Raw genomic sequence first — 19928 nt, forward strand, 5'->3', positions numbered from 1 at the left:
AGGGCCGAACCTGAAGGGCAAGTACTGCTAACCAATCCATTCAAACTGGCAGTAGTACTCGGACAAACATTTGCTTTGGTCGTAGCTGATAATGTTGGGGCTGTTGAGCCAGCATTACAAGTGCCACTACAATCGCTGCCTATTACTGTAACACCAGTAGTGTTTATCGCACCAAAGCAGTTATTGGCTATATCATGGCATACAGGATAATAAGTATCTGATCTAAAACGTTCCACTAATAGGTTCGTAGGGTCTTGCACTTTTGAAACAGTAGCAAGGGTTGGATACCATTCAAGAGTTGTTCCTGTTGGACAACTGCTTGTTACTAACGAGTTTAGATTTACACTGCCGCTTGGGCATGTAGTTCTTACGTTGTTTGTAGATAATATTGGGGCTGTTGTTCCTGCATTACAAATAGTATATGTTACGGATTCTATACATACACTATGTTCGTTTGTCTTATTGGCTCTGGTACTCGCTGTAAAACCAAAAATAGCACTTGTAGTGCCTAAATAGCTTTGTATATCAGTAGTGATTTGATTTACTAAATTTCCATCAACTTTTACGATTAAAGTTTTACTAGTGCTATTCCAATCAATTTCACAATTATGCCAGGCATTATTCTCAATATTGCCCAAATCTTTGGTACCTCCTAGCCTACCATAATATCCACGACCATTAGTAACAAAGCTAGTGCTATTTGGATAGGTGTCTATATCATCTAATTTAGTAGAACCATCATCTTCTACAACTACTAAAGAAGCATCTTTTTCTGTATCAAACTCTACGGCAAGAGAAAAGGCTATGCCAGAATATCCCATTAAACCATCAAAACTCCCACCACTAGACGCAGAACTAGGTGATCTAAATAAAAAAGCTATGCCATTACCGCCATCTTTAGAACCAAAAAATGATTTGAATTTTATATTAAAATTTTTGGTAAGATTGGCGGTTTGTTTACTCCATGCCTGACCTGCGGCAGATGCAACATCTGGTGTTAATTGTATGTAGCTATTCTTCGCTGAGGCTAATCCTGATAAATTAAACAATGAATTGCTAGGACACGTAGTTGGTACTTGTGCAATAGATTGTAACGCAAAAACAAAAAACGTCAAAAACAAAACAGTTGTTTTTGACATAAAAAATTTAAAAAAGGGTACTTTTTGCCATTCTATTTTCATTTCTTTAGACATAGCATACCGAATAGATAAATTAGTACTCATAATTGATAACATAGGTTTTAAAATGATTACAATCAAATAAAGTAGAGGTTTGGCTAGAGTACGAGTATTCTAGTTATTTGGTTGCGTCAAAAGAAAAGGTGAATCGCCAGCTACAATATTCTTATAGTTCTCTTTGATTTGATGCCGATTGGATAGTTCATGTATTTTGTGAACGCCAGCATCGCAATTGCCTTACTTTTTTTGAGAATGGATTCACGAGCCTATTTGATTACTCCATCCAACTCCCACAGGCTTTTGTTTTTTGTGGTTGAAGCTTGTTACAAAAAAATCCCCGCCGGCAGGACCAGCGGGGATTTATCTCTCTAACAGCCATAAAAACGAATACGATTAATGTTGTAACCATAATCTGTTATCCAATACGCCAGTCGATGGGTGGCCGTTGCAGCCGAGACCCATTAATTTTTTGCCGCTTCCAAAGTCACATTACCCAACAGGCCCGAAGGCATGGGTGTCCATTGGGCGGCGTTAAACGGTTTGTATTGAATGTCTACCATGTTGATTTCCTGAAACTTCTTCCATTCGGGCTGCTGCGTGTCGCGCAGGCGCATGTAGTTGGCCGAAAGGTTAGTGACCTCAATCACAATACGATTTTGTTTGTTTTTCAGGGTATTGGCAGGAATGTCGAGTCGAAAAGGTAGGCTCCAAGCTGTACCGATTTTTTGGCCGTTGAGGGTCACATCAGCCACTTCGCGGACGTCGCCCAGATCCAGGGTCATCTTTTGGGTCGGGCTAAAACCCTTGGGCAAATCAAAAGTGAGCGAATAGCGGGCCGTGCCCGAAAAATAACTTGCAGAGTCTGAAAGAGAAGCCCACGAACCGAGTTGAGTAAGGGTAGTGGCTTTGGGCAAATAGGGTTTTCCTTCCATAAATTCTAATTTCCAAGTGCCTTGGAGGGTTGCGGTTTTAACGTCGGCAAGAACTGGCCCGCGCTGGCGGACCGGTTTGGCGTTCAAGTGAACGTCGGCGAGGTTTTGAACCTCGCCGACGTTGGAATCCAAGTCCAAGCCCTCGCCGACGTTGGTGTCCAGCATCAAAAAGCAGGATTCCCCCGAAAGAAGTTTTAAGTACACCTGCGTTTTTCCGCCTTCTATCTTCATGGGCAACAGCGTAGTTTTGTCGGTCAGTGGTTGATAAAGGCCGATTTTTTTGGCAGGGGTGGAAAGCGTAATCCAATCTTCGCTGAATTTTTGGTCTTGGTTGGCAATGAAATAGATGACCTTGCCACCCTGCACTTTTCGAATGTATTTCAGCCCCTCTTTGGCCCAAGTTTCCTGACGGAGATTGGCGGAGGTCAGCAGAATTTCAAGTCCTTGAAGGCTTGGGAAGCTTTGGCCCGTCCACGTTTGCAACACTTTTTGAAAGGATTCACTTCGCTCTTTTTGCTCATGAAAACCCGTGGGTTGCTTTGGTAAATGTTCCATAAAAATCACTTTAACGCCCATTTTTGTCAATTCTCCCAGTCGCGCAAGCGTGGCTTGGGGCAGGTAAGTAGTGGCGGGAACGAGCAATGTTTTGTACTTGCCCGAAGCGTCAGGTTTGAACTGTTGGAGTTGATTATCTGAAATAAAATCAAACGCAAAACCATTGTTCCAAAGCCATTCGCTCAACTGCCCAAAAGGCAGTTTTAGCAGCCATTTGTCTACGTGATGGACTTCCAACAGATGGATGCCGCCGCTGGCTCGGGCTTGGGTGGCCCACAGGTCGTGAATGGGAAAGTACACCAGCAGGTCGTTGTCGGGTTGACTGTTCTGCAAAATCGTCTGACAGCGCTCTACGTATTGATTCAGGAGTGGATAATGTTTCCAAAAGTGCGAATTGATGCCGTAGTTGGTGGAAGCATAAAACAGCCAACCCGGATAGTCGGCATTTTTGGGCGAGTAGGTGGTGCCGTGGTAAAAAATATGGTTGATACCCGCCGTAAACAACTCATCAAGCTGGGGTTTGATTTGCGAAAGTGACACTTTAAAATGATTAGCGAGCCAAGTCGTTGATTCTGAGCTGACCAGTTTCTTGCCCGTCAGGTGCGCTGCCGAGCTAGCAAACTTCATCGCCAGCGGATTGGGCGTGCCGTAGCGGTCCACTTCGTATTGGTCATCCACACGCAGGCCTTTGATGGGGAAACGGCTGCTGCCAAAGGATTCGGTTTCGGGAATATCCGACAGGGCGTACAAATCCAACAGATTGCCGGGGGAGCCGTGGGCTTGATAGCGGGTTACAAAACCTTTTTGCCGCGACCAATCGGTCCATTTTTTGGCGTAATTCTCCGCCAATAGCTCCGACAACGTTTGGTGATAATCTATTTTGACCAAGGCAGTGGTGGTATCCGTAAAAGCGGTCCACTGGCTCTGGAGGTCGTAGCCGCGTCTTTTTTTGAATTCATTCAGAAAATCATCCGTCCAGTTGGCACCATAGACCTCGTAGGAATCGTTGTACATGGCACGAGGAAGGTCCTTGATGGTGGCAAACGCCGAATCAAAACGCTGCACGTACTTCGGAATGGCATCTATCGCAAACGGGTCGAGCACCAATCCAGCACCGCCGGGCGCGGCACGTTTGACGGCCTGCTTGGTCAAAACACTTTGGAGTTGGCCGTTGGTGTACTGCCATTTTTTTGCGGCCATGTCGGGCGTTACGTTCGGGCCACCGAAGGGCCAGCCTGTTCCGGTGGTCATGTCTACGCCGAGTCCGAGGCGCTTTGCTTCGCGGATGGTGTGCGTCAGCATCTGCATCCATTGCGGACTCAGGTAAGAAATGGCCTCTTTTTCAAGACCTTTGATGCCGTAAATCGGAATAATATGGACACCTCCCAGCCCCGCCTTCGCGAAGTTTTCGAGTTGCCAAGTGATGTCGCTCGCCGTAACGGTGCTGCCCATCCACCACCAGTAGGTCCAGGGTTTGACGGTATTGGAGACGGGCTGTGGGGTGTTGGTCTGGGCCGTGATGGATGGCCCTGCTGCCAAGGTAATTAAAAGGCAAAGGGAGATGATTTTTTTCACTTTCTATGGGGTTAATACATCATTACTTTTTCGCAAGAGGAATTGATACGTATAAATGTTTTTTTGCGAAGCTATCTACCTGTTTTTTTGCGGAAATGTTGAGGATGAATGCAATAAGCAAATTCAGACTGATTCCAAATTTTACGCAAAAATGTTGGAAATCGAACAATTTCAACGACTTGGTTGTAGTATTGTAACAAAGAAACTCAAGAATTATAACCTCGCATAACCAATATGAAAGATTTGATGCGTCTTCGGACCTCCCTCAAAGAAGAGTTGCAAATTGCCCTCAACGCCCAAGTGAAAATGGAAGCGGAGTCTTCGTCAAAATACTTGGCGATGGCGGCGTGGTGCGACCGGAATGGCTATTCAAACAGCGCGGATTTTTTCTTTACGCAAGCCGAAGAAGAGCGAGCGCACATGCTCAAAATCTTCAAATACATTGGCGATATGGGCGGGGTAGCCATTACGCCCGAAGTAACTAATATTCCGCAAGAATACCCCACGTTTCGGAGTGTATTCGAAACGGCGTTGGAGCAAGAAATTGCCGTGTCTCAATCCATCAATCGCATTGTGGGCATCAGCCGCCGCAATGATGATTATGCCACCGAGAATTTTATTCAGTGGTTTGTGAAAGAGCAAATCGAAGAAGAATACATCGCCCGCCGTCAGGTGGAATTGTTTGACGTCATCGGCGAAGAAGGCATTGGTCGCTTTACGATTGACATGGAAATCCCCAAAGTCACCTATCCGGGAGCCGCCGCCGAAGCGGAGTAGAAAGACAACATTTGTCAATCTGAAGGAATCTCAACATTCTAAAAGCGCGTCGCAAATTTTGTGACGCGCTTTTATTTTTGTCTTTATGTAAAAAATATTTGCTTAAATGTAAAGTTTATTTTACATTTGAATCGAAATTAAATTTTTAATCAATTTCCTATTAACAGCTATGGAAACCAAGTTACTTTTGCCCAATCGCTACAAGCGTCTCGGTTGGTTTATTTTTGTACCCTGTTTAATTCTCACTATTCTGAGTATTCTCCAACTAACTCCTGCCCTCAGCTTTTTTGATGATGGACACATTTTATCCCAATGGACTATGATACGAGTTGCGGAGAAAGGGTCTTTGAGTGCTTTTCTGGATAGTCAATCAAATGACATTGCGGGAGAAATTTTGATGACCCTCACAGCCATTGGTTTTTTCTTCGTGGCTTTTTCCCGGGAGCGTACCGACGATGAATGGATTATGAAAGTTCGGCTTGAATCGTTGCTTTGGGCTTTTTATGTACACCTTGGGGCCTTTTTTCTGTCGATTTGGCTATCTTATAGTTTAGCTTTCTTTGTAGTTCTATCTTGGAACATGCTCACAGCCCCGTTGGTATTTCTGGCGCGGTTTCACTGGATTGTATACGTAAAACCGTATTTGGAAGAAAGGAGAGCGACGGTATGAAAAACACCATTCACGTAGAGCGCGCCATCCGACGTATCACGCAAGCCGATTTGGCCGCCGCCGTGGGCGTATCGCGCCAAACCATTAACGCCCTCGAAGCGGCCAAGTACGTACCTTCGGTGGTGTTGGCCATGAAAATTGCCAACTATTTTGAAAAACCCGTCGAAGCCATTTTTGAATTAGGAGAGGAAGATTAACGCGTATTGCCAAAGTTTCATAACGGTCAGACGGTTCAAAACCGTCCGACCGTTATTTTATAATATTCGGAAGCCGCTAAAGCGTTGAGCCGACTCAAATTTATTTTGAGATGCGTCGATAAAAAAAACCGTGCGGTCGGTATTTATTAGTTCTTCAGGATTGTATTTTGTATTTTGCTCTTCAATCCTAAATCTCTATTAATGAACACTTTTTTGCGCGCCATCCTTCTTCTGCTGATTTGTTTTTCTTGTAAAGAAGAAACGCCTGCGCCTACCAAAACCGAATTGCTTACGGGCAAGCCCTGGAAATGGGTTGGGGGAGCGGTAACGCCGGCGTTTGATGTATTCAGCAACGGTAATCTCAACAATGGAGAGTATTGGAGCCAAGCGCCCAAATGTTGGCAGGACGATATTCGGGTGTTTACAACGGCGGGAAAATTCACGCATGAGGAAGGCGCTACAAAATGTAATGTAGCTGACCCCCAAATTTATGCGCAAGGAACGTGGCAATTTGACGCTTCTGAAAAAGTCGTTAAGATAAACGATAGTGCGCTGGGTGAACAAATGTGGGAAATACAGGAACTCACGGCCACATCCCTAAAAGTAGTGGAAGTTTACCAAGAAAAAGGTAAAACCTATACGTTTAACTATTCTTTTACGCGCTAAATGGCCACATCCTGCCATTTTCCACCCAATAATATTCGTACTTGCTCGTACCCTGCTGCTTTGGCTACTTGATATGCCAACGGAAACGACGCCGTGATTTCTTCGGGACGGTGGCTGTCGGAATTGATGCAAATCGGGATGTTTAATTCCTTCATGCGGTGGATAATCCACGGAGAAGGATACAGTTCTAAACCGCGTTTGTAGTTGCCTCGCGTATTGATTTCGGTCGTGATTCCTGCTTTGGCAATGGCTTGAAGGGTTTGCTCTACTTCTGCAACGTACCAACTTTCGGATTCATCAAACAAATGACGGGCGGCATTGTGCATTTTGATTTTATCCAAATGCCCCACCACCTGTGGAGGGTCGGTCTCGACCATTTGCCGAATAATACCGTAGTATTTTTGAATAACTGCCTGTATATCTCCGCCGTAAACCGTGTCCAAACATTCCAGAAATTCCACCGAACTGCCGTCAATTTCCCACGGTTGTCCGAATTGATTTAGCCCAACATAATGCACCGAGCCGACGCAGTAATCGAGTGTCGGAAAATCACTTGGCCCCACCATTTCAGGAATAAAATCTACTTCCAAACCCACGTAAAGCTCAATTTGACCTTCGTATTTGGCTTGTAGGGCGCGGGTTTCGGTCAGGTATTCGTCTAAGCGCTCGGCCTTCATGCTCCATTGATTTTCAAACGAAACGGGGCAGTGCGACGAAAAGCCAAAGGCGCGCAGCCCTTGGGCCAGCGCGCCTTGTACCTGTTGCTCTGGGGAGCCTTTGCCATCGCAATAGTGGCTGTGGCTGTGGTAGTTGGTGAGCATAGTGTATTATACTTACGGTAACGTACTGATTGCTTTTTCTAAACGACTGATTACTTCATCTTTCCCCAAAATCTCCATGGTAAGCATCAAGTCGGGGCCGTGGCCTGCCCCCGTGACGGCGAGGCGAAGGGCCTGCATTACTTTTCCCATTTTGATGCCCACTCGTTCAGCGGCAGCGGCCCAAATGGCCTTGGCCGAATCGGCCAGAAAATCACCTTCGTAGATTTTTAAATCTTCCACGTAGGCCGTGATGGCTTTGATGGCGTCGGCATTCCATTTGCTGGCTACGATGGCTTCTTCGTACTCCGTTGGCGCTTCAAAAAGGAAAGTCGTTTCGCTCAAAATCTCCTGCGGAAAAGTCACCCGCTCTTTCATCAGATGACAAACCTTTAATAACGTATCGTGACTTACCGCTGGCGCGTTGTGGCTTGCTTCCAAAATAGCGGCTAGTTCTTCGTCAGACTTTCCTTTCAAATACTGCTGATTGAACCACTTCGCTTTCGTAATGTCAAAACGAGCCCCTGCTTTGTGGATGCGCTCCAGCGAAAATGCCTCGACGAGCTCGCCCATCGTAAATAGCTCTTGCTCGGTGCCAGGGTTCCAGCCTAAAAAAGCTAAAAAGTTGATGATGGTTTCCTGCAAATACCCATCTTCCCTGAAACCACGCGCGATGGTCTCGGTAGCGGGGTCTTGCCACTGCAACGGGAATATCGGGAAGCCACCCAAATCAGCATCACGCTTTGAGAGCTTGCCGTTGCCTTCTGGTTTGAGCAGCAATGGTAAGTGCGCAAATTGGGGGGCGGTCCAGCCAAAATATTGGTACATCAACACGTGCAAAGGTGCCGAAGGAAGCCACTCCTCACCGCGAATCACGTGAGTAATTTCCATCAAATGGTCATCGACGATGTTGGCTAAGTGGTACGTGGGCATTCCGTCTGATTTCAGCAACACCTTGTCGTCGAGCGTAGAAGCATGAACAACTACCCATTCCCGAACAATGTCTTTGAAACGGATGTCTTGTTTTGGATCAATTTTGATGCGAACTACGTACGGGTCGCCGTTGGCGATACGTTGTTGAACTTCTTCGGCCGACAAAGTCAGCGAGTTGGTCATTTGCAAACGCGTGATGGCGTTGTACTGGGCTGCGTCGGCACCTGCTTCTTCGAGGCGTTTGCGCATAGCTTCAATTTCTTCGGCTGTGTCAAACGCGTAGTAGGCTTTGCCCGCCGCAATGAGTTGTTCGGCGTAGGTGCGATACATCTCTTTGCGTTCTGACTGGCGGTATGGTGCGTGTGGACCTCCAACCCCCTGACCTTCATCTATCTCAATACCTACCCACTTCAGCGCTTCCAAAATATAGTTTTCGGCTCCCGGCACGTAGCGATTTTGGTCGGTGTCTTCGATGCGAAGGAGCATTTTTCCGCCGTTTTTACGGGCAAATAAATAGTTATACAAAGCCGTACGAACACCGCCAATGTGAAGCGGTCCCGTAGGACTGGGAGCAAAACGAACTCTTACGGACATAGTAATCGTGATTATTTAATCGTTAGCCGCGGCAAATCCTAATAGCAAGAACGGCTAACCCCTAACTTTTAATTTTTTTGAGCGGGCAAAGTTACCACAAAAAGAAGTTCAATCGGGCAATTATGTACAACTTACTCAATAAGTTACTATTTTTAATCTCTAAACGCCAACCTTGTGTTCTGATGAAACGGTTGTTTCGGTTCTTGGTTTTGCTACTGCTCGCTGGTTCATTCCGAACCGAGTCGCCTGATTATTATGCTTTTCCATTGGAGCATTTTGTTCAACTCCCCGAATTGAAAAGTGCGGTGGATGCTCGCCGTCCCAATTATGCACTGTTGGACGCGGCTATTTTTCACCTGACCAACCAAACCCGTAGCCAATTTGGTATAAAATTACTTGAATACGATTCAGGGCTTCATCAAACGGCGCAGGGCTACGCGACCGATATGATTCAGATGGGTTTTTATGGACACAATCACCCTTATAGCCCGTCGCTGACCACGCTGGCCCAGCGGGTAAAAGTGCATACGTGGGCTTTTCTCAAAATAGGAGAAAATATAGGCCAGTATCAGCTCATTGATACTGCACCAGAGTACTGTTGTCGCAAAAAACGGGACGGTACTTTTGAGTATTTTGATTGCGAGAGCAAAACGGTTTACCACTCATACACTTACGAGGATTTTGCCCAGTATGCTGTTGGTGAATGGATGAAATCACCGGGCCACCGCCGAAATCTTTTAGACTCTACTTACACGCATCTGGGTACGGCCGTCCGAATTTCTAAAGACCCTTACGGCGCTTGCAGCGCGCCATTTGGTCGTTTTGTGCAGAATTTTGGCGTGATTAAACCAGAAGTCGCCAAACAATAACGCAGAAAAATCACCTTTTTTTCGGTTCTTTGTGCGCTAATAATTGCTAGTAGCCATGTCATTGCTCGATACTGTTGTTCACGAATTCCAGAAAGAAGCTTTTTTGATTTCTACCCAAAAGTCAAAATTAGACCTTGACTTGATTCATGATTATCTGTCAAAGCGTTCGTATTGGGCTGAGAACATCCCACGTGACATTGTTGAACGGTCCATTCAAAATTCGCTGAGCTTTGGCGTGTATTACCACGAAAAACAAATAGGTTTTGCTCGCGTAATCAGTGATTTTGCCACGTATGGCTACTTAGCAGATGTGTTTATTATCGAAACTTACCGTGGCCAGGGGCTGTCAAAATGGTTGATGGAATGTATATTTAATCAAATCCCCGAATTGCAGGGGTTTCGTAAATGGTCATTGGCAACGGCCGACGCGCACGGCCTGTATGAGCAATTTGGATTTACGACGTTGGCGCGTCCCGAACGCATGATGGAAAAAGTTAACTTTAAGAAATATAGTTAAATGCTCACAAAACGTATCATACCTTGCCTCGATGTGAAAGACGGGCGTACTGTAAAAGGAGTCAATTTTGTAAATCTCCGCGACGCTGGCGATGCCGTCGAACTCGCCGCCGTATATGCCGAGCAAGGAGCTGATGAGTTGGTGTTTTTGGATATTACGGCCACCGTCGAAGGGCGCGGAACACTCCTAGAACTGGTACGTCGCGTAGCGCATACCATTAATATTCCTTTTACCGTTGGTGGGGGAATCTCATCCAAAGCGGATGTTTCGGCGCTGCTCAACGCGGGTGCTGATAAGGTTTCTATCAACTCGGCAGCGGTCCGTAATCCCGACTTAATCAATGAGTTGGCATTGGAGTTTGGTAGCCAGTGCATCGTGGTAGCGATTGATACAAAGTCGGTTCACAGTTCACAGTTCGCAGTTCTTAGTGAATCCCCAATAGACTCATTCCTCGCTCCTCACTCCTCACTTCTCACTTCTAATTTTGTCCATACCCACGGCGGGCGCAAGCCGACCGAACTGCGCACGTTGGAATGGGCCAAGGAGGTAGAAGAGCGCGGCGCGGGGGAGATTTTGCTGACCTCAATGGATACCGATGGTACCAAAAATGGCTTTGCGTTGGAACTAACTTCTACCATATCGCGCAACGCTAACATTCCCGTGATTGCTTCGGGCGGGGCGGGCACAATGGAGCATTTTTATGAAGTATTTACCACTGGCTACGCTGACGCGGGCTTGGCGGCGAGTATTTTTCACTTCAAGGAAATTGAGATTCCAGCGTTGAAACAGTATTTGCACGAGCGGGGAATTCCGATGCGGATGTCGCGCTAACTCTGTTTGCGTTCAATAAACTCTTTTACGCTTTTTCGGTACGTGTCGCTGATTGGAATCCACACTTTCCCGATTTGTATTTTTTCTTTTTCGATGGTGTCAATCGCGTCAAATGATACTAGAAAAGAATGATGCACGCGGATAAAGTGATGAGGGGTGAGCTGTGCTTCCAAGGACTTCAACGTTTGGAGCGTCACCACCTTTTTTTCTTTGGTATGAATTGTGACGTAGTCTTTTAGACCTTCGATATAAAGGATTTCGTTGAGCCGGATTTTGACCAATTTGGTGCCGTCTTTGACAAAAATGGAGGCTTGTGTTTGGTCAATGGGAGCGGCGGTTTCGAGAGCGGGCGGCGGGGGCGCGGTGGAAAGCCGCTGCGTGGCTTTTTCGACAGATTTTAAAAACCGCTCCAGCGTAATGGGCTTTAGTAAATAATCCAACACATCCAGTTCGTAGCCTTCAATGGCGTACTCTGAGTAAGCCGTGGTAAGAATGACCAACGGTTTTTTTGGTAGTATTTTCAGCAGCGAAATGCCCGTGATTTCGGGCATTTGAATGTCAGAGAAAAGAATATCAACGGAGTTGTTGCGCAAAAACTCCAAAGCGGCCAATGGATTAGAAAACGACTTGGTCAGCTGTAAGTGACTTACTTTTAGGATGTATTGCTCCAATAAGTTTCGGGCCAGCGGCTCGTCTTCCACCACTACGCAGGTCAGGGTCATACCAAATTTAATTTAAGCCGTACGCGATATTCATCAGCGTTGTCTTCGATTTCGAGTTCAAAATTATCGGGATAACTCAATTCTAAACGTCTCTTTACATTTTTGAGGCCGATTCCAGATTGTTCTTCCTGATTTACCAAACTTTGGGGTAATTTGCTGTTGGCAACCGTATAGATGCAGGCCGTTCCTTCCAATAAAATATCGGCCGTAATCCACGCCCCTGAAAAATTGTTGCTCACGCCATGTTTAAAGGCATTTTCGAGAAAACTAATAAAAATCAAAGGCACAATCAGTACGCCGCTGGTATTGCCAGCCACCTCAAAATTGATGGGAATAGGCTCATTGAGGCGGAGTTTTTCGAGGCTGATGTAATTTTTCATGTACTCAATTTCCTTAATCAACGGTACTTTGGCGTGGTTGGAGTCGTAAATCATGTACCGCATCATCTGCGACAGTTTGGCAATCACTTCTGTGGTATTGGGGGAATTGGTAAAGGCCAAATAATACAGGTTATTGAGGGTATTAAACAAAAAATGCGGGTTGATTTGGGCTTTTAAGAAACGAAGCTCGGAGGTAAGTTTCTCATTTTCAATTTCTTTCTTTTTGGCTTCCAGTTCAAACCAGCCCTCGGCAAATTTGAGCATTCCTACAAAAATCACGATAAAGAGCGTACTCAATACAACATTAACCGTAAATTTATCTTCGTAGAAATAACAGATTTTTTGGGTATTGCCATCAATCAAATACCGTTTTAGCAGAATAAACGCCCGTACCAACACCGCAAACGGGATAGAAAATTCTACAACATAACGCACCAAACTTTTGTGTTTGAGAAATCGGGGAAGAAAGAAAAAATAATTGAGGTACACCACCAACGCCATGAAGAGGACTTCAAACGAAGTATTCTTAAACGCATCCCAAAAACTGACTTCCTGCCCTCGAATGGGAAAGCGAATTTGGTAAAAGAAAAAAGAGAAATAAACGCACCAAAAGGAAAGGTGTAAAAGTAAAATTCGGTGTCGTTTGATGAATACTTGCATGGTAGCAGGCAGGCGCAATGCGTAAAGTAAGATTCGCTAAAGCGGCTAAATTTCGGAAAAAGAAAGGTATTGTGCTAATTTCTGGGATTTAGTGGGGGATTTCTGCGCTTTTTTTCGGCATTCTTGGTATTTTAGTCGACTATTCAGCTGAATGGTTCTGCTTTACCGATTGGTCGAATAATCTACCGTGTGGCCGATTTGGTAGAGTCAATGGTCGAAAAGGTGCGGAGAAGTTTAAAACTTTATTTTTGATTTGTGCTCATTAAACTATTTGCTAAATCATTACAACCAAAACAACAATGAAAAAAATCACGCTAGTAGCCACGGCCCTTCTGATGTCATTCGCCACTTTTGCTCAAACATGGAAAGTTGACAAAGCGCACGCAAAAGTAGGTTTTACCGTAACCCACTTATTGATGTCGGAAGTGGATGGTAATTTCAAAGCATTTGATGCTACCATTACCTCCTCAAAAGAAGATTTTTCGGATGCGGTTTTTGAAGTTTCGGCCGATATAAACAGCATCGATACCGACAATGAGATGCGTGATAATGACCTCAAAAGCGAAAAGCATTTTGACGCGGCGAAATTTCCAAAGTTTACTTTCAAGAGCACTTCAATCTCTAAAGTAGCCGACAAAAAATACAAATTAACGGGCGACTTAACGCTTAAAGGCGTAACAAAACCGATTACGCTTGACTTAGCATTGACTGGAACGGGCATGAATGGCCGTACCAAAAAGCCCAAAGCAGGTTTTAAAATCACGGGTATCATCAAACGCACTGATTTCGGTGTAGGTAGTATGCCTGCCGCAGTAGTGGGTGAAGATGTAGAGTTGCGTGCCGTTGGTGAGTTTGAGCAGATGTAAGTATTGCGCTTAAAATAAGTAATAGAAGCGTCTGACGGTTTGGAACCGTCGGACGCTTTTACTTTTAGCCTAGTCAGTGGTTTGTGGTGAGTTAGATAAAATCACTGAGCAAGCCTTTGTTTTTCACCCGAATGCCTTTCTCCGTCATTTCTACCGTACAACAATCGTGAAGCGGGTCGTGGTCAAAAAACAGAATATAATTATTGTCCAATGCTTCTTTGAGCAGTGCTTCTTTTTCCTTCATGGTTTCGAGCGGTCGAACGTCATAGCCCATCACATAAGGTACTGGCAAATGAGCGTGCGAAGGAATCGTATCAGCCATAAAAACCACGGTTTGGCCCTTGTAGGCTATCTTCAACATGGTCATTTTTTCGGTGTGCCCATCCACATAGAGGGGTTGTACATTTGCCCCGAAGGGGTTTTCTATTTTATCCGAAAAATACAATTGTCCTGCTTCCTGAATAGGTAAAATGTTTTCCTTAAAAAACGTGGCTTTCTCACGTGCATTGGGAAAATTGGCTGTTTGCCAATGCTCCGAATGAGTCCAATAATGGGCCTTCGGAAACGTTAGTTCGTAGCCGCTACGGTCAGAATTCCACTTAACCCCGCCGCCGCAATGGTCAAAATGAAGGTGTGAAAAAATGACATCCGTGATTTCGTGCGCGCCAAAACCTGCTTTTTCGATAGATTTAACCAAATCTCCGTTGCCGTGGCGGTAATAGTACGACTGCCATTTGGGGTCTTGTTTATCACCCATTCCCGTATCAATGAGCATCAGCCGATTGCCTTCTTCGACGAGCAAACAGCGCATGTCCCAAGAGCAAAGGTTGTTTTCGTCGGCAGGAATCATTCGATTCCATATTGTTTTGGGCACAACACCAAACATCGCGCCTCCGTCGAGTTTGAAATGTCCAGCATCAATAACGTGTAGTTGCATGATAGTGAGTGATTGCGTAATTGGCCTAAAACAACTAAATTCTATCAAAACTTGTTATATTTACTGTATAAAAATTAAAAACTGATGACTGCCGTACTTGTCAATGAGTGGATGAATGGGGACACAGGACCCTTTACGTTGGAATTGGCCGATGAAATGGACGACAAAGCATTCTACAAATTTTGCCGCCGCAATGACCACCTTCGTTTTGAACGCAATCCCGACGGGACCATTTTAATTATGCCTAATACAGGAGGAAAAACAGGAATTAGAAACACAAAAATTGTTTCTCGATTAGACCTTTGGTCTGAATCATTTGGAGGAAAAGTTTTCGACTCTTCAACAGCTTTCAAACTTCCCAATTTTGCGACTCGCTCACCAGATGCCGCGTGGATTAGCGACGAGCGTTGGAACAGCCTGAATGAGGACGAACAGGAGCGCTTTCCTCCCATTGCCCCAGATTTTGTGGTGGAATTGATGTCGGCAAGTGATATCCTGAAAAAAGCCCAGGAAAAAATGCACGAATACATCGAAAATGGGGTGCAACTGGCTTGGCTTATTCAACCAAGCAGTCAAACCGTGTTTATTTATCGAATAGACGGAACGATTAGTAAAGTAGTTGATTTTGATAATAAACTATCGGGAGAAAATGTCTTACCCGAATTTGAGTTTTCACTAAAGCTGCTGCTTTAAGTACAGAAATTTCATCCACTTTTATATACAAACCTGAGAGCTTGATTGATGACCCACGACGCAAAAAAAATCCTCATCGTAGAAGATGACTCCCGTATTGCCCAAAATATAAGTAAAGGACTTCGTGAAAAAGGTTTTGAAACGGAGATTGCGTATGATGGACTCATTGGTAGTAAAATCGCCACCGCCAATCATTTTGATTTGGTCATTTTAGACATCAATTTGCCGTCTATGAATGGCTACGAAGTGTGTAAACTCATTCGCCAACGTGACCCCAATGTGCCCGTTTTGATGCTCACGGCCCTTGGCGAGCCCGACGATAAAATCGAAGGATTCAATGTGGGAGCCGATGATTATATCGTCAAGCCGTTTGATTTTCGGGAGTTGTTGGCGCGGGTTAACGTATTTCTCAAACGCTCACAGTCGGACGCCGACAACACAGGCGGTAATATTTTGCGCGTGGCCGACCTTGAAATAAATACCGATACCAAAATCGTGGTCCGGGCCAATCACGCCATCGACCTTACCCCCAAAGAATTGGCGCTTTTGGAGTATTTGGTGCGTAACAAAGGACGCGTTGTTTCCAAAACCGATATTGCCGAAAAGGTTTGGGACATGAATTTTGACAGCGGAACCAACGTAGTAGAAGTCTACATTAATTTTCTACGGAAAAAAATAGACCGAGATTTTGACACAAAGCTGATTCATACCAAATCTGGAATGGGGTACGTTTTAAAAGAAGATTCGTAAAAAAGGACTGAGAAGGTAACCAGTACTCACGCAATGACGCCTTCTGTGTAATCACCTGTTTTGGGGGAGTTGTTTCTCCTGCTTTACCGTTAAATTGCCGCACTTTTGCATCAAACCAATCGTTCATCACATGAAAACCTATATTTTAGCGGCAAGCCTGCTCTTCAGCAGCATTGCTTTTGCACAAAACCCGAGTAGTATGAGTTCAAATCCCCTGTTGCAGCCGTTTAATACCCCCCACCAAACGGCCCCCTATGACAAAATTAAGCCCGAGCATTTTTTGCCAGCGCTCAAAGAATCCATGGCAGAGGGGCGCAAAGAAATCGATGCGCTTATCAACAATCCTGCTCAGCCAACTTTCGAGAACACCATTCTCGCGCTTGAGCAGGGCGGCGGAAATGTGGGGAAAGTAAGCAGTATTTTGTTTCACCTTAACGGGGCTGAAACCAATCCCGAAATCCAGAAAACCATTCGGGAAGCCTCGCCGATGTTGACCGAATATGGCAATGACATTACGCTCAATGACAAGCTTTTTGCGCGGGTTAAAGCCGTTTGGGACCAACGCGATAAGCTGAAATTGGATACTGAAAGCGCGATGTTGCTTGAAAAAACCTACAAAAGCTTTTCCCGTAACGGGGCCAATTTGAACGACGCTGACAAAGAAAAACTTCGTGGAATCAACAAAGAACTGTCGCAGTTGTCCATCAAATTTGCCGAAAATAACTTGGCCGAAACCAACGAATACGCTCTCACGGTCACCGACGAAAAAGACTTGGCTGGTTTGCCTGATTTTGTAAAAGAAGGTGCCAAAGCAGCGGCTAAAAAAATGAATAAAGAAGGCTGGGTGTTTACGTTGCAAGCCCCGAGTTATGGGCCGTTTATGCAATATGCCGAAAATCGCGACCTTCGTAAAAAACTCTTTTTGGCGTTCAACGCGCGCGGATTTGGCGGAGGTAAAAACGACAACCAAGCCAATATCGCCCAAATTGTCAAACTTCGTTATGACAAGGCCAAGTTGCTAGGGTACGCAACTTGGGCCGATTATATGTTGGAAGAGCGCATGGCCAACAGCAAGCAAATTGTTATGGACTTCCTGAACGACGTGAAGAAGTACGCCGAACCCGCCGCTGCCAAAGAATTGGCTGAATTGACGGCCTACGCCAAGAAAAACGGTTTTACGGAAGACAAACTCCAGCGTTGGGACGTGTCGTATTATTCTGAAAAACTGAAGAAAGAAAAATACGCCATCAACGACGAATTGTTGAAGCCTTATTTCAAACTCGAAAACGTACTGGATGGTATTTTTACGTTGACCAACAAACTGTACGGCATCACATTCAAAGAAAATAAAGAAATCGCGGGTTGGCACCCAGAAGTGAAAACGTATGAGGTGTTTGACAAAGACGGTAAATTTTTGGCGGTTTGGTACGGAGATTATTTCCCCCGTCCTGGCAAACGTGCTGGCGCGTGGAATAACAGCATTCAGGACCAGTGGGTTGAAAATGGCAAAGAGTTTCGGCCACACGTGGTCAATGTGTGTAACTTCTCGCGACCAACCGATAGCAAGCCTTCCTTGTTGTCTTTCAGTGAAGTAACAACGCTTTTCCATGAATTTGGACATGCCTTGCACGGGATGCTGGCCAACGGCAAATACCAAACAACCTCGGGTACCAGCGTGGCGTGGGACTTTGTAGAGTTGCCGAGTCAAATCATGGAAAACTTTGCCGAAGAGCCAGAAGTATTACGGATTTTTGCAAGACATTACCAAACTGGCGAAGTGATTCCACAGGAATACATCGACAAAATCCGCGCCAGCTCTAATTTTATGGCGGGCCTCGCCAATATGCGTCAGGTAGGTTTGGGCATGATTGATATGGCGTGGCACAGTACCGTTCCCAATGGTGAAACCGTGGTGCAAATCGAAGAAAAGGCCGACGTAGGCGCTAAACTATACCCTAAAACCGAAGGAACGAGCGTTAGCACGGCGTTTAGTCACATTTTTGCGGGGGGGTATTCGTCTGGTTATTATAGCTACAAATGGTCTGAAGTGTTGGATGCCGATGCGTTTGAGTTGTTCAAAGAAAAAGGCATTTTCAATCAAGAAGTGGCGCAATCATTCAGGGATAATGTACTCTCAAAAGGCGGTAGCGAAAAGCCAATGGTGCTTTATAAGCGCTTCCGTGGCCGTGAGCCCAGACCTGAAGCAATGCTAAAGCGCGCTGGTTTGACTTTGTAACTCCTTAAAATACAGCAAAAAGGCAGGTTTTCTAAAAGCCTGCCTTTTTTGTATTTATGGGTTTTATTTTACTACCCAATAGTTGCCGCGATTTTCTCAATCCCTGCCAAAAGTGCTACTAAATCTTCCTTTGTTGTGAGGGGATTCATCAACGATACCCGTAAATATAATTTTTCATGCAGGGTGGTTTGAACAATGTAAAAATTGCCCTCTTCCAATAATCGTTGCCTAATCACCGTGTTGATTGAATTGTACGCTTCTGGGTTTTGACGCTCTCCCACAAACCGAAAACACACGATATTGCTTTGTGGCTCAACGCCTAATTCAAAACGTGGATTTGCTTGTAATATTTTGACGAAATCATGCGCTAAGCCGTGAAGTGTGTCTACGTTTTCGGCAAAGATTTCTTCGCCGTAGGCTTTCAAAATGGAATATATTTTGACGCTCATCATCAGCTTGGTACATTCAAAGGTGCGTTTGCCTGAGTTGAACCATTCCTGTGAGCCCTGATTAGCCCACAAATACTGCGCTTTTTGGTGAAAGGTTTTAAAAGCATCGTCTCCGTTTTTGAAAATAAGCGTCGTGGCTAGCGCAGGTGTCATGAGCATTTTGTGCCAATCAATCACGACCGAATCGGCAAGGTTGATGCCTGCGACCAATGATTTGTATTTTTCGGAAAATACCACCGCACCGCCGTGCGCCCCGTCGACGTGAAACCAAAGGTTGTGTAGAGCGCAAAATTCGCCGATTGCCTTCAAATCGTCGTACGAGCCTGTGGAGGTTGAGCACGCGCTTCCGATAACCGCAATAACGCTTAAACCCTTGTTGGACGCTTGTTGGTAATAGTCCTCCAAGAGTTCGGTGCGTAGTTGAAAACGCTCGTTTGTCGGAATTTTTATGATGCCTTTGCTGCCCATTCCCATGATGCGTGCCGCCCTGTCGATGCAGTAGTGGGCTTCTTCCGAAACCATCACGGCCAAGCGCCCGCTGTGACCCTCTTCCCACACATCGGTGGGGGCTTTAGCCGCACGGGCAGCCAACAAAGCCGTCAGGTTGGCCAAGGTGCCTCCCGAGGTTAACAAGCCTGAGGCGTGGGCCATGAAGCCGATTTTATTGGCCAATAAATCACTCAAAATTCGTTCTAATGGGTTGGAAACCAGTCCCATTTCATAAACCGCCATGCCGTTGTTGAGCATTCCCGTCAAAAGCCCCGTCAATGCCGCAATGGGCAACGGAGGTGATACTTGATGGCCCATGTAGCGGGGGTGATGCAAATGCGTGGATTGCTGAATTACTTTCTCAAAAAAAGCCAATGTATTGCCCTTTCCCTCCTCAAAGTCCTGCTGCCAAACTTCCAGATTCTCTTCTGGTAAACGGTACGGAATCACCGTTTTTAGGATTTGATTTTGGGCGTTGGAAAGATAATCTGCCAGCATATCCACCAATTGGTGGGCTTCTTGGCGAAAATGTTCAGGCGAATAGGCTTGTGTAAGATTCATGTTGAGGGTATGAGTTGCGGTTCTGGCTACAAAACAAATCACTATATTTGATACTAAAAAATGCTTAATTTTT

Annotated in this window: 19 protein-coding genes; 11 read left to right on the plus strand and 8 right to left on the minus strand. The window is 45.4% G+C overall.

Annotated elements, in window-relative coordinates; genetic code table 11:
- Both NCI00_RS13060 and NCI00_RS13065 read right to left on the minus strand, forming a co-directional pair.
- Positions 1–1259, minus strand: a 1259-nt coding sequence (locus tag NCI00_RS13060) for an L-type lectin-domain containing protein (protein WP_253528193.1), incomplete at its 3' end; no start/stop codon positions are given.
- Between the two features lie 380 nt (positions 1260–1639).
- Positions 1640–4240: a glycosyl hydrolase gene (locus NCI00_RS13065; protein ID WP_310586774.1), complete on the minus strand. Its 2601-nt coding sequence runs from the start codon at positions 4238–4240 to the stop codon at positions 1640–1642.
- A gap of 234 nt (positions 4241–4474) precedes the next feature.
- Here NCI00_RS13065 and NCI00_RS13070 point away from each other — a divergent pair, with 234 nt between their 5' ends.
- The 4 genes from NCI00_RS13070 (at position 4475) to NCI00_RS13085 (ending at position 6550) form a co-directional block, all read left to right on the plus strand.
- The gene (locus tag NCI00_RS13070) at positions 4475–5017 is read left to right on the plus strand and encodes a ferritin (protein WP_166558692.1); all 543 of its coding nucleotides are present in this window, start codon (positions 4475–4477) and stop codon (positions 5015–5017) included.
- A 169-nt stretch (positions 5018–5186) separates the two neighbouring features.
- Positions 5187–5687 carry a hypothetical protein gene (locus NCI00_RS13075; RefSeq protein ID WP_253528194.1) on the plus strand — a complete coding sequence of 167 codons (501 nt, stop codon included), beginning with the start codon at positions 5187–5189 and terminating at the stop codon, positions 5685–5687.
- Entirely contained in the window at positions 5684–5884 is a 201-nt protein-coding gene (locus NCI00_RS13080; protein WP_013927914.1) for a helix-turn-helix transcriptional regulator, read from the plus strand. The genes NCI00_RS13075 and NCI00_RS13080 overlap by 4 nt, the downstream gene beginning before the upstream one ends.
- A gap of 201 nt (positions 5885–6085) precedes the next feature.
- Complete coding sequence (locus NCI00_RS13085; protein ID WP_253528195.1) at positions 6086–6550, plus strand: hypothetical protein; 465 nt, start codon at positions 6086–6088, stop codon at positions 6548–6550.
- On the opposite strand, the gene NCI00_RS13090 is transcribed toward NCI00_RS13085, so the two are convergent.
- Both NCI00_RS13090 and gltX read right to left on the minus strand, forming a co-directional pair.
- A complete protein-coding gene (locus NCI00_RS13090) occupies positions 6547–7371 on the minus strand; it encodes a histidinol-phosphatase (RefSeq protein ID WP_253528197.1) in 825 nt (274 codons plus the stop codon). The two genes, NCI00_RS13085 and NCI00_RS13090, sit on opposite strands and share 4 nt — an antisense overlap.
- 12 nt (positions 7372–7383) lie before the next feature.
- Positions 7384–8895: a glutamate--tRNA ligase gene (gene gltX / locus NCI00_RS13095; RefSeq protein WP_253528200.1), complete on the minus strand. Its 1512-nt coding sequence runs from the start codon at positions 8893–8895 to the stop codon at positions 7384–7386.
- Positions 8896–9077: 182 nt separating this feature from the next.
- Between gltX and NCI00_RS13100 the strand changes: the two genes are divergently transcribed.
- The 3 genes from NCI00_RS13100 to hisF are packed head-to-tail and all read left to right on the plus strand — an operon-like array spanning position 9078 to position 11112.
- Positions 9078–9764 carry a CAP domain-containing protein gene (locus NCI00_RS13100; protein ID WP_253528202.1) on the plus strand — a complete coding sequence of 229 codons (687 nt, stop codon included), beginning with the start codon at positions 9078–9080 and terminating at the stop codon, positions 9762–9764.
- A gap of 55 nt (positions 9765–9819) precedes the next feature.
- Positions 9820–10281 carry a GNAT family N-acetyltransferase gene (locus NCI00_RS13105; RefSeq protein WP_253528205.1) on the plus strand — a complete coding sequence of 154 codons (462 nt, stop codon included), beginning with the start codon at positions 9820–9822 and terminating at the stop codon, positions 10279–10281.
- Entirely contained in the window at positions 10282–11112 is an 831-nt protein-coding gene (hisF, locus tag NCI00_RS13110) for an imidazole glycerol phosphate synthase subunit HisF (RefSeq protein ID WP_253528207.1), read from the plus strand.
- Here hisF and NCI00_RS13115 read toward each other — a convergent pair.
- Positions 11109–11834, minus strand: a complete 726-nt coding sequence (locus tag NCI00_RS13115) for a LytR/AlgR family response regulator transcription factor (protein WP_253528209.1) — start codon at positions 11832–11834, stop codon at positions 11109–11111. The genes hisF and NCI00_RS13115 overlap by 4 nt on opposite strands.
- Entirely contained in the window at positions 11831–12874 is a 1044-nt protein-coding gene (locus NCI00_RS13120; protein WP_166558701.1) for a sensor histidine kinase, read from the minus strand. The genes NCI00_RS13115 and NCI00_RS13120 overlap by 4 nt, the downstream gene beginning before the upstream one ends.
- Before the next feature lie 299 nt (positions 12875–13173).
- On the opposite strand from NCI00_RS13120, the gene NCI00_RS13125 reads away from it, so the two are divergent.
- Positions 13174–13740: a YceI family protein gene (locus NCI00_RS13125; RefSeq protein WP_253528211.1), complete on the plus strand. Its 567-nt coding sequence runs from the start codon at positions 13174–13176 to the stop codon at positions 13738–13740.
- Between the two features lie 91 nt (positions 13741–13831).
- Here the strand turns inward: NCI00_RS13125 and NCI00_RS13130 are convergent, their stop codons facing one another.
- Positions 13832–14677 (minus strand): MBL fold metallo-hydrolase, encoded by an 846-nt coding sequence (locus tag NCI00_RS13130; RefSeq protein ID WP_253528214.1) that lies wholly within the window; start codon positions 14675–14677, stop codon positions 13832–13834.
- A gap of 84 nt (positions 14678–14761) precedes the next feature.
- On the opposite strand from NCI00_RS13130, the gene NCI00_RS13135 reads away from it, so the two are divergent.
- The 3 genes from NCI00_RS13135 (at position 14762) to NCI00_RS13145 (ending at position 18356) form a co-directional block, all read left to right on the plus strand.
- Entirely contained in the window at positions 14762–15370 is a 609-nt protein-coding gene (locus tag NCI00_RS13135; RefSeq protein WP_253528216.1) for a Uma2 family endonuclease, read from the plus strand.
- A gap of 48 nt (positions 15371–15418) precedes the next feature.
- The gene (locus NCI00_RS13140) at positions 15419–16120 is read left to right on the plus strand and encodes a response regulator transcription factor (protein WP_114459701.1); all 702 of its coding nucleotides are present in this window, start codon (positions 15419–15421) and stop codon (positions 16118–16120) included.
- A gap of 130 nt (positions 16121–16250) precedes the next feature.
- On the plus strand, positions 16251–18356 hold the full coding sequence (locus NCI00_RS13145; RefSeq protein WP_253528218.1) for a M3 family metallopeptidase: 2106 nt from the start codon (positions 16251–16253) through the stop codon (positions 18354–18356).
- Positions 18357–18427: 71 nt separating this feature from the next.
- Here the strand turns inward: NCI00_RS13145 and NCI00_RS13150 are convergent, their stop codons facing one another.
- Positions 18428–19855 carry a pyridoxal phosphate-dependent decarboxylase family protein gene (locus NCI00_RS13150; protein WP_253528220.1) on the minus strand — a complete coding sequence of 476 codons (1428 nt, stop codon included), beginning with the start codon at positions 19853–19855 and terminating at the stop codon, positions 18428–18430.
- Positions 19856–19928: the final 73 nt, after the last annotated feature.

The organism is Runella salmonicolor (genome assembly GCF_024158025.1).
Lineage (GTDB): Bacteria > Bacteroidota > Bacteroidia > Cytophagales > Spirosomataceae > Runella > Runella salmonicolor.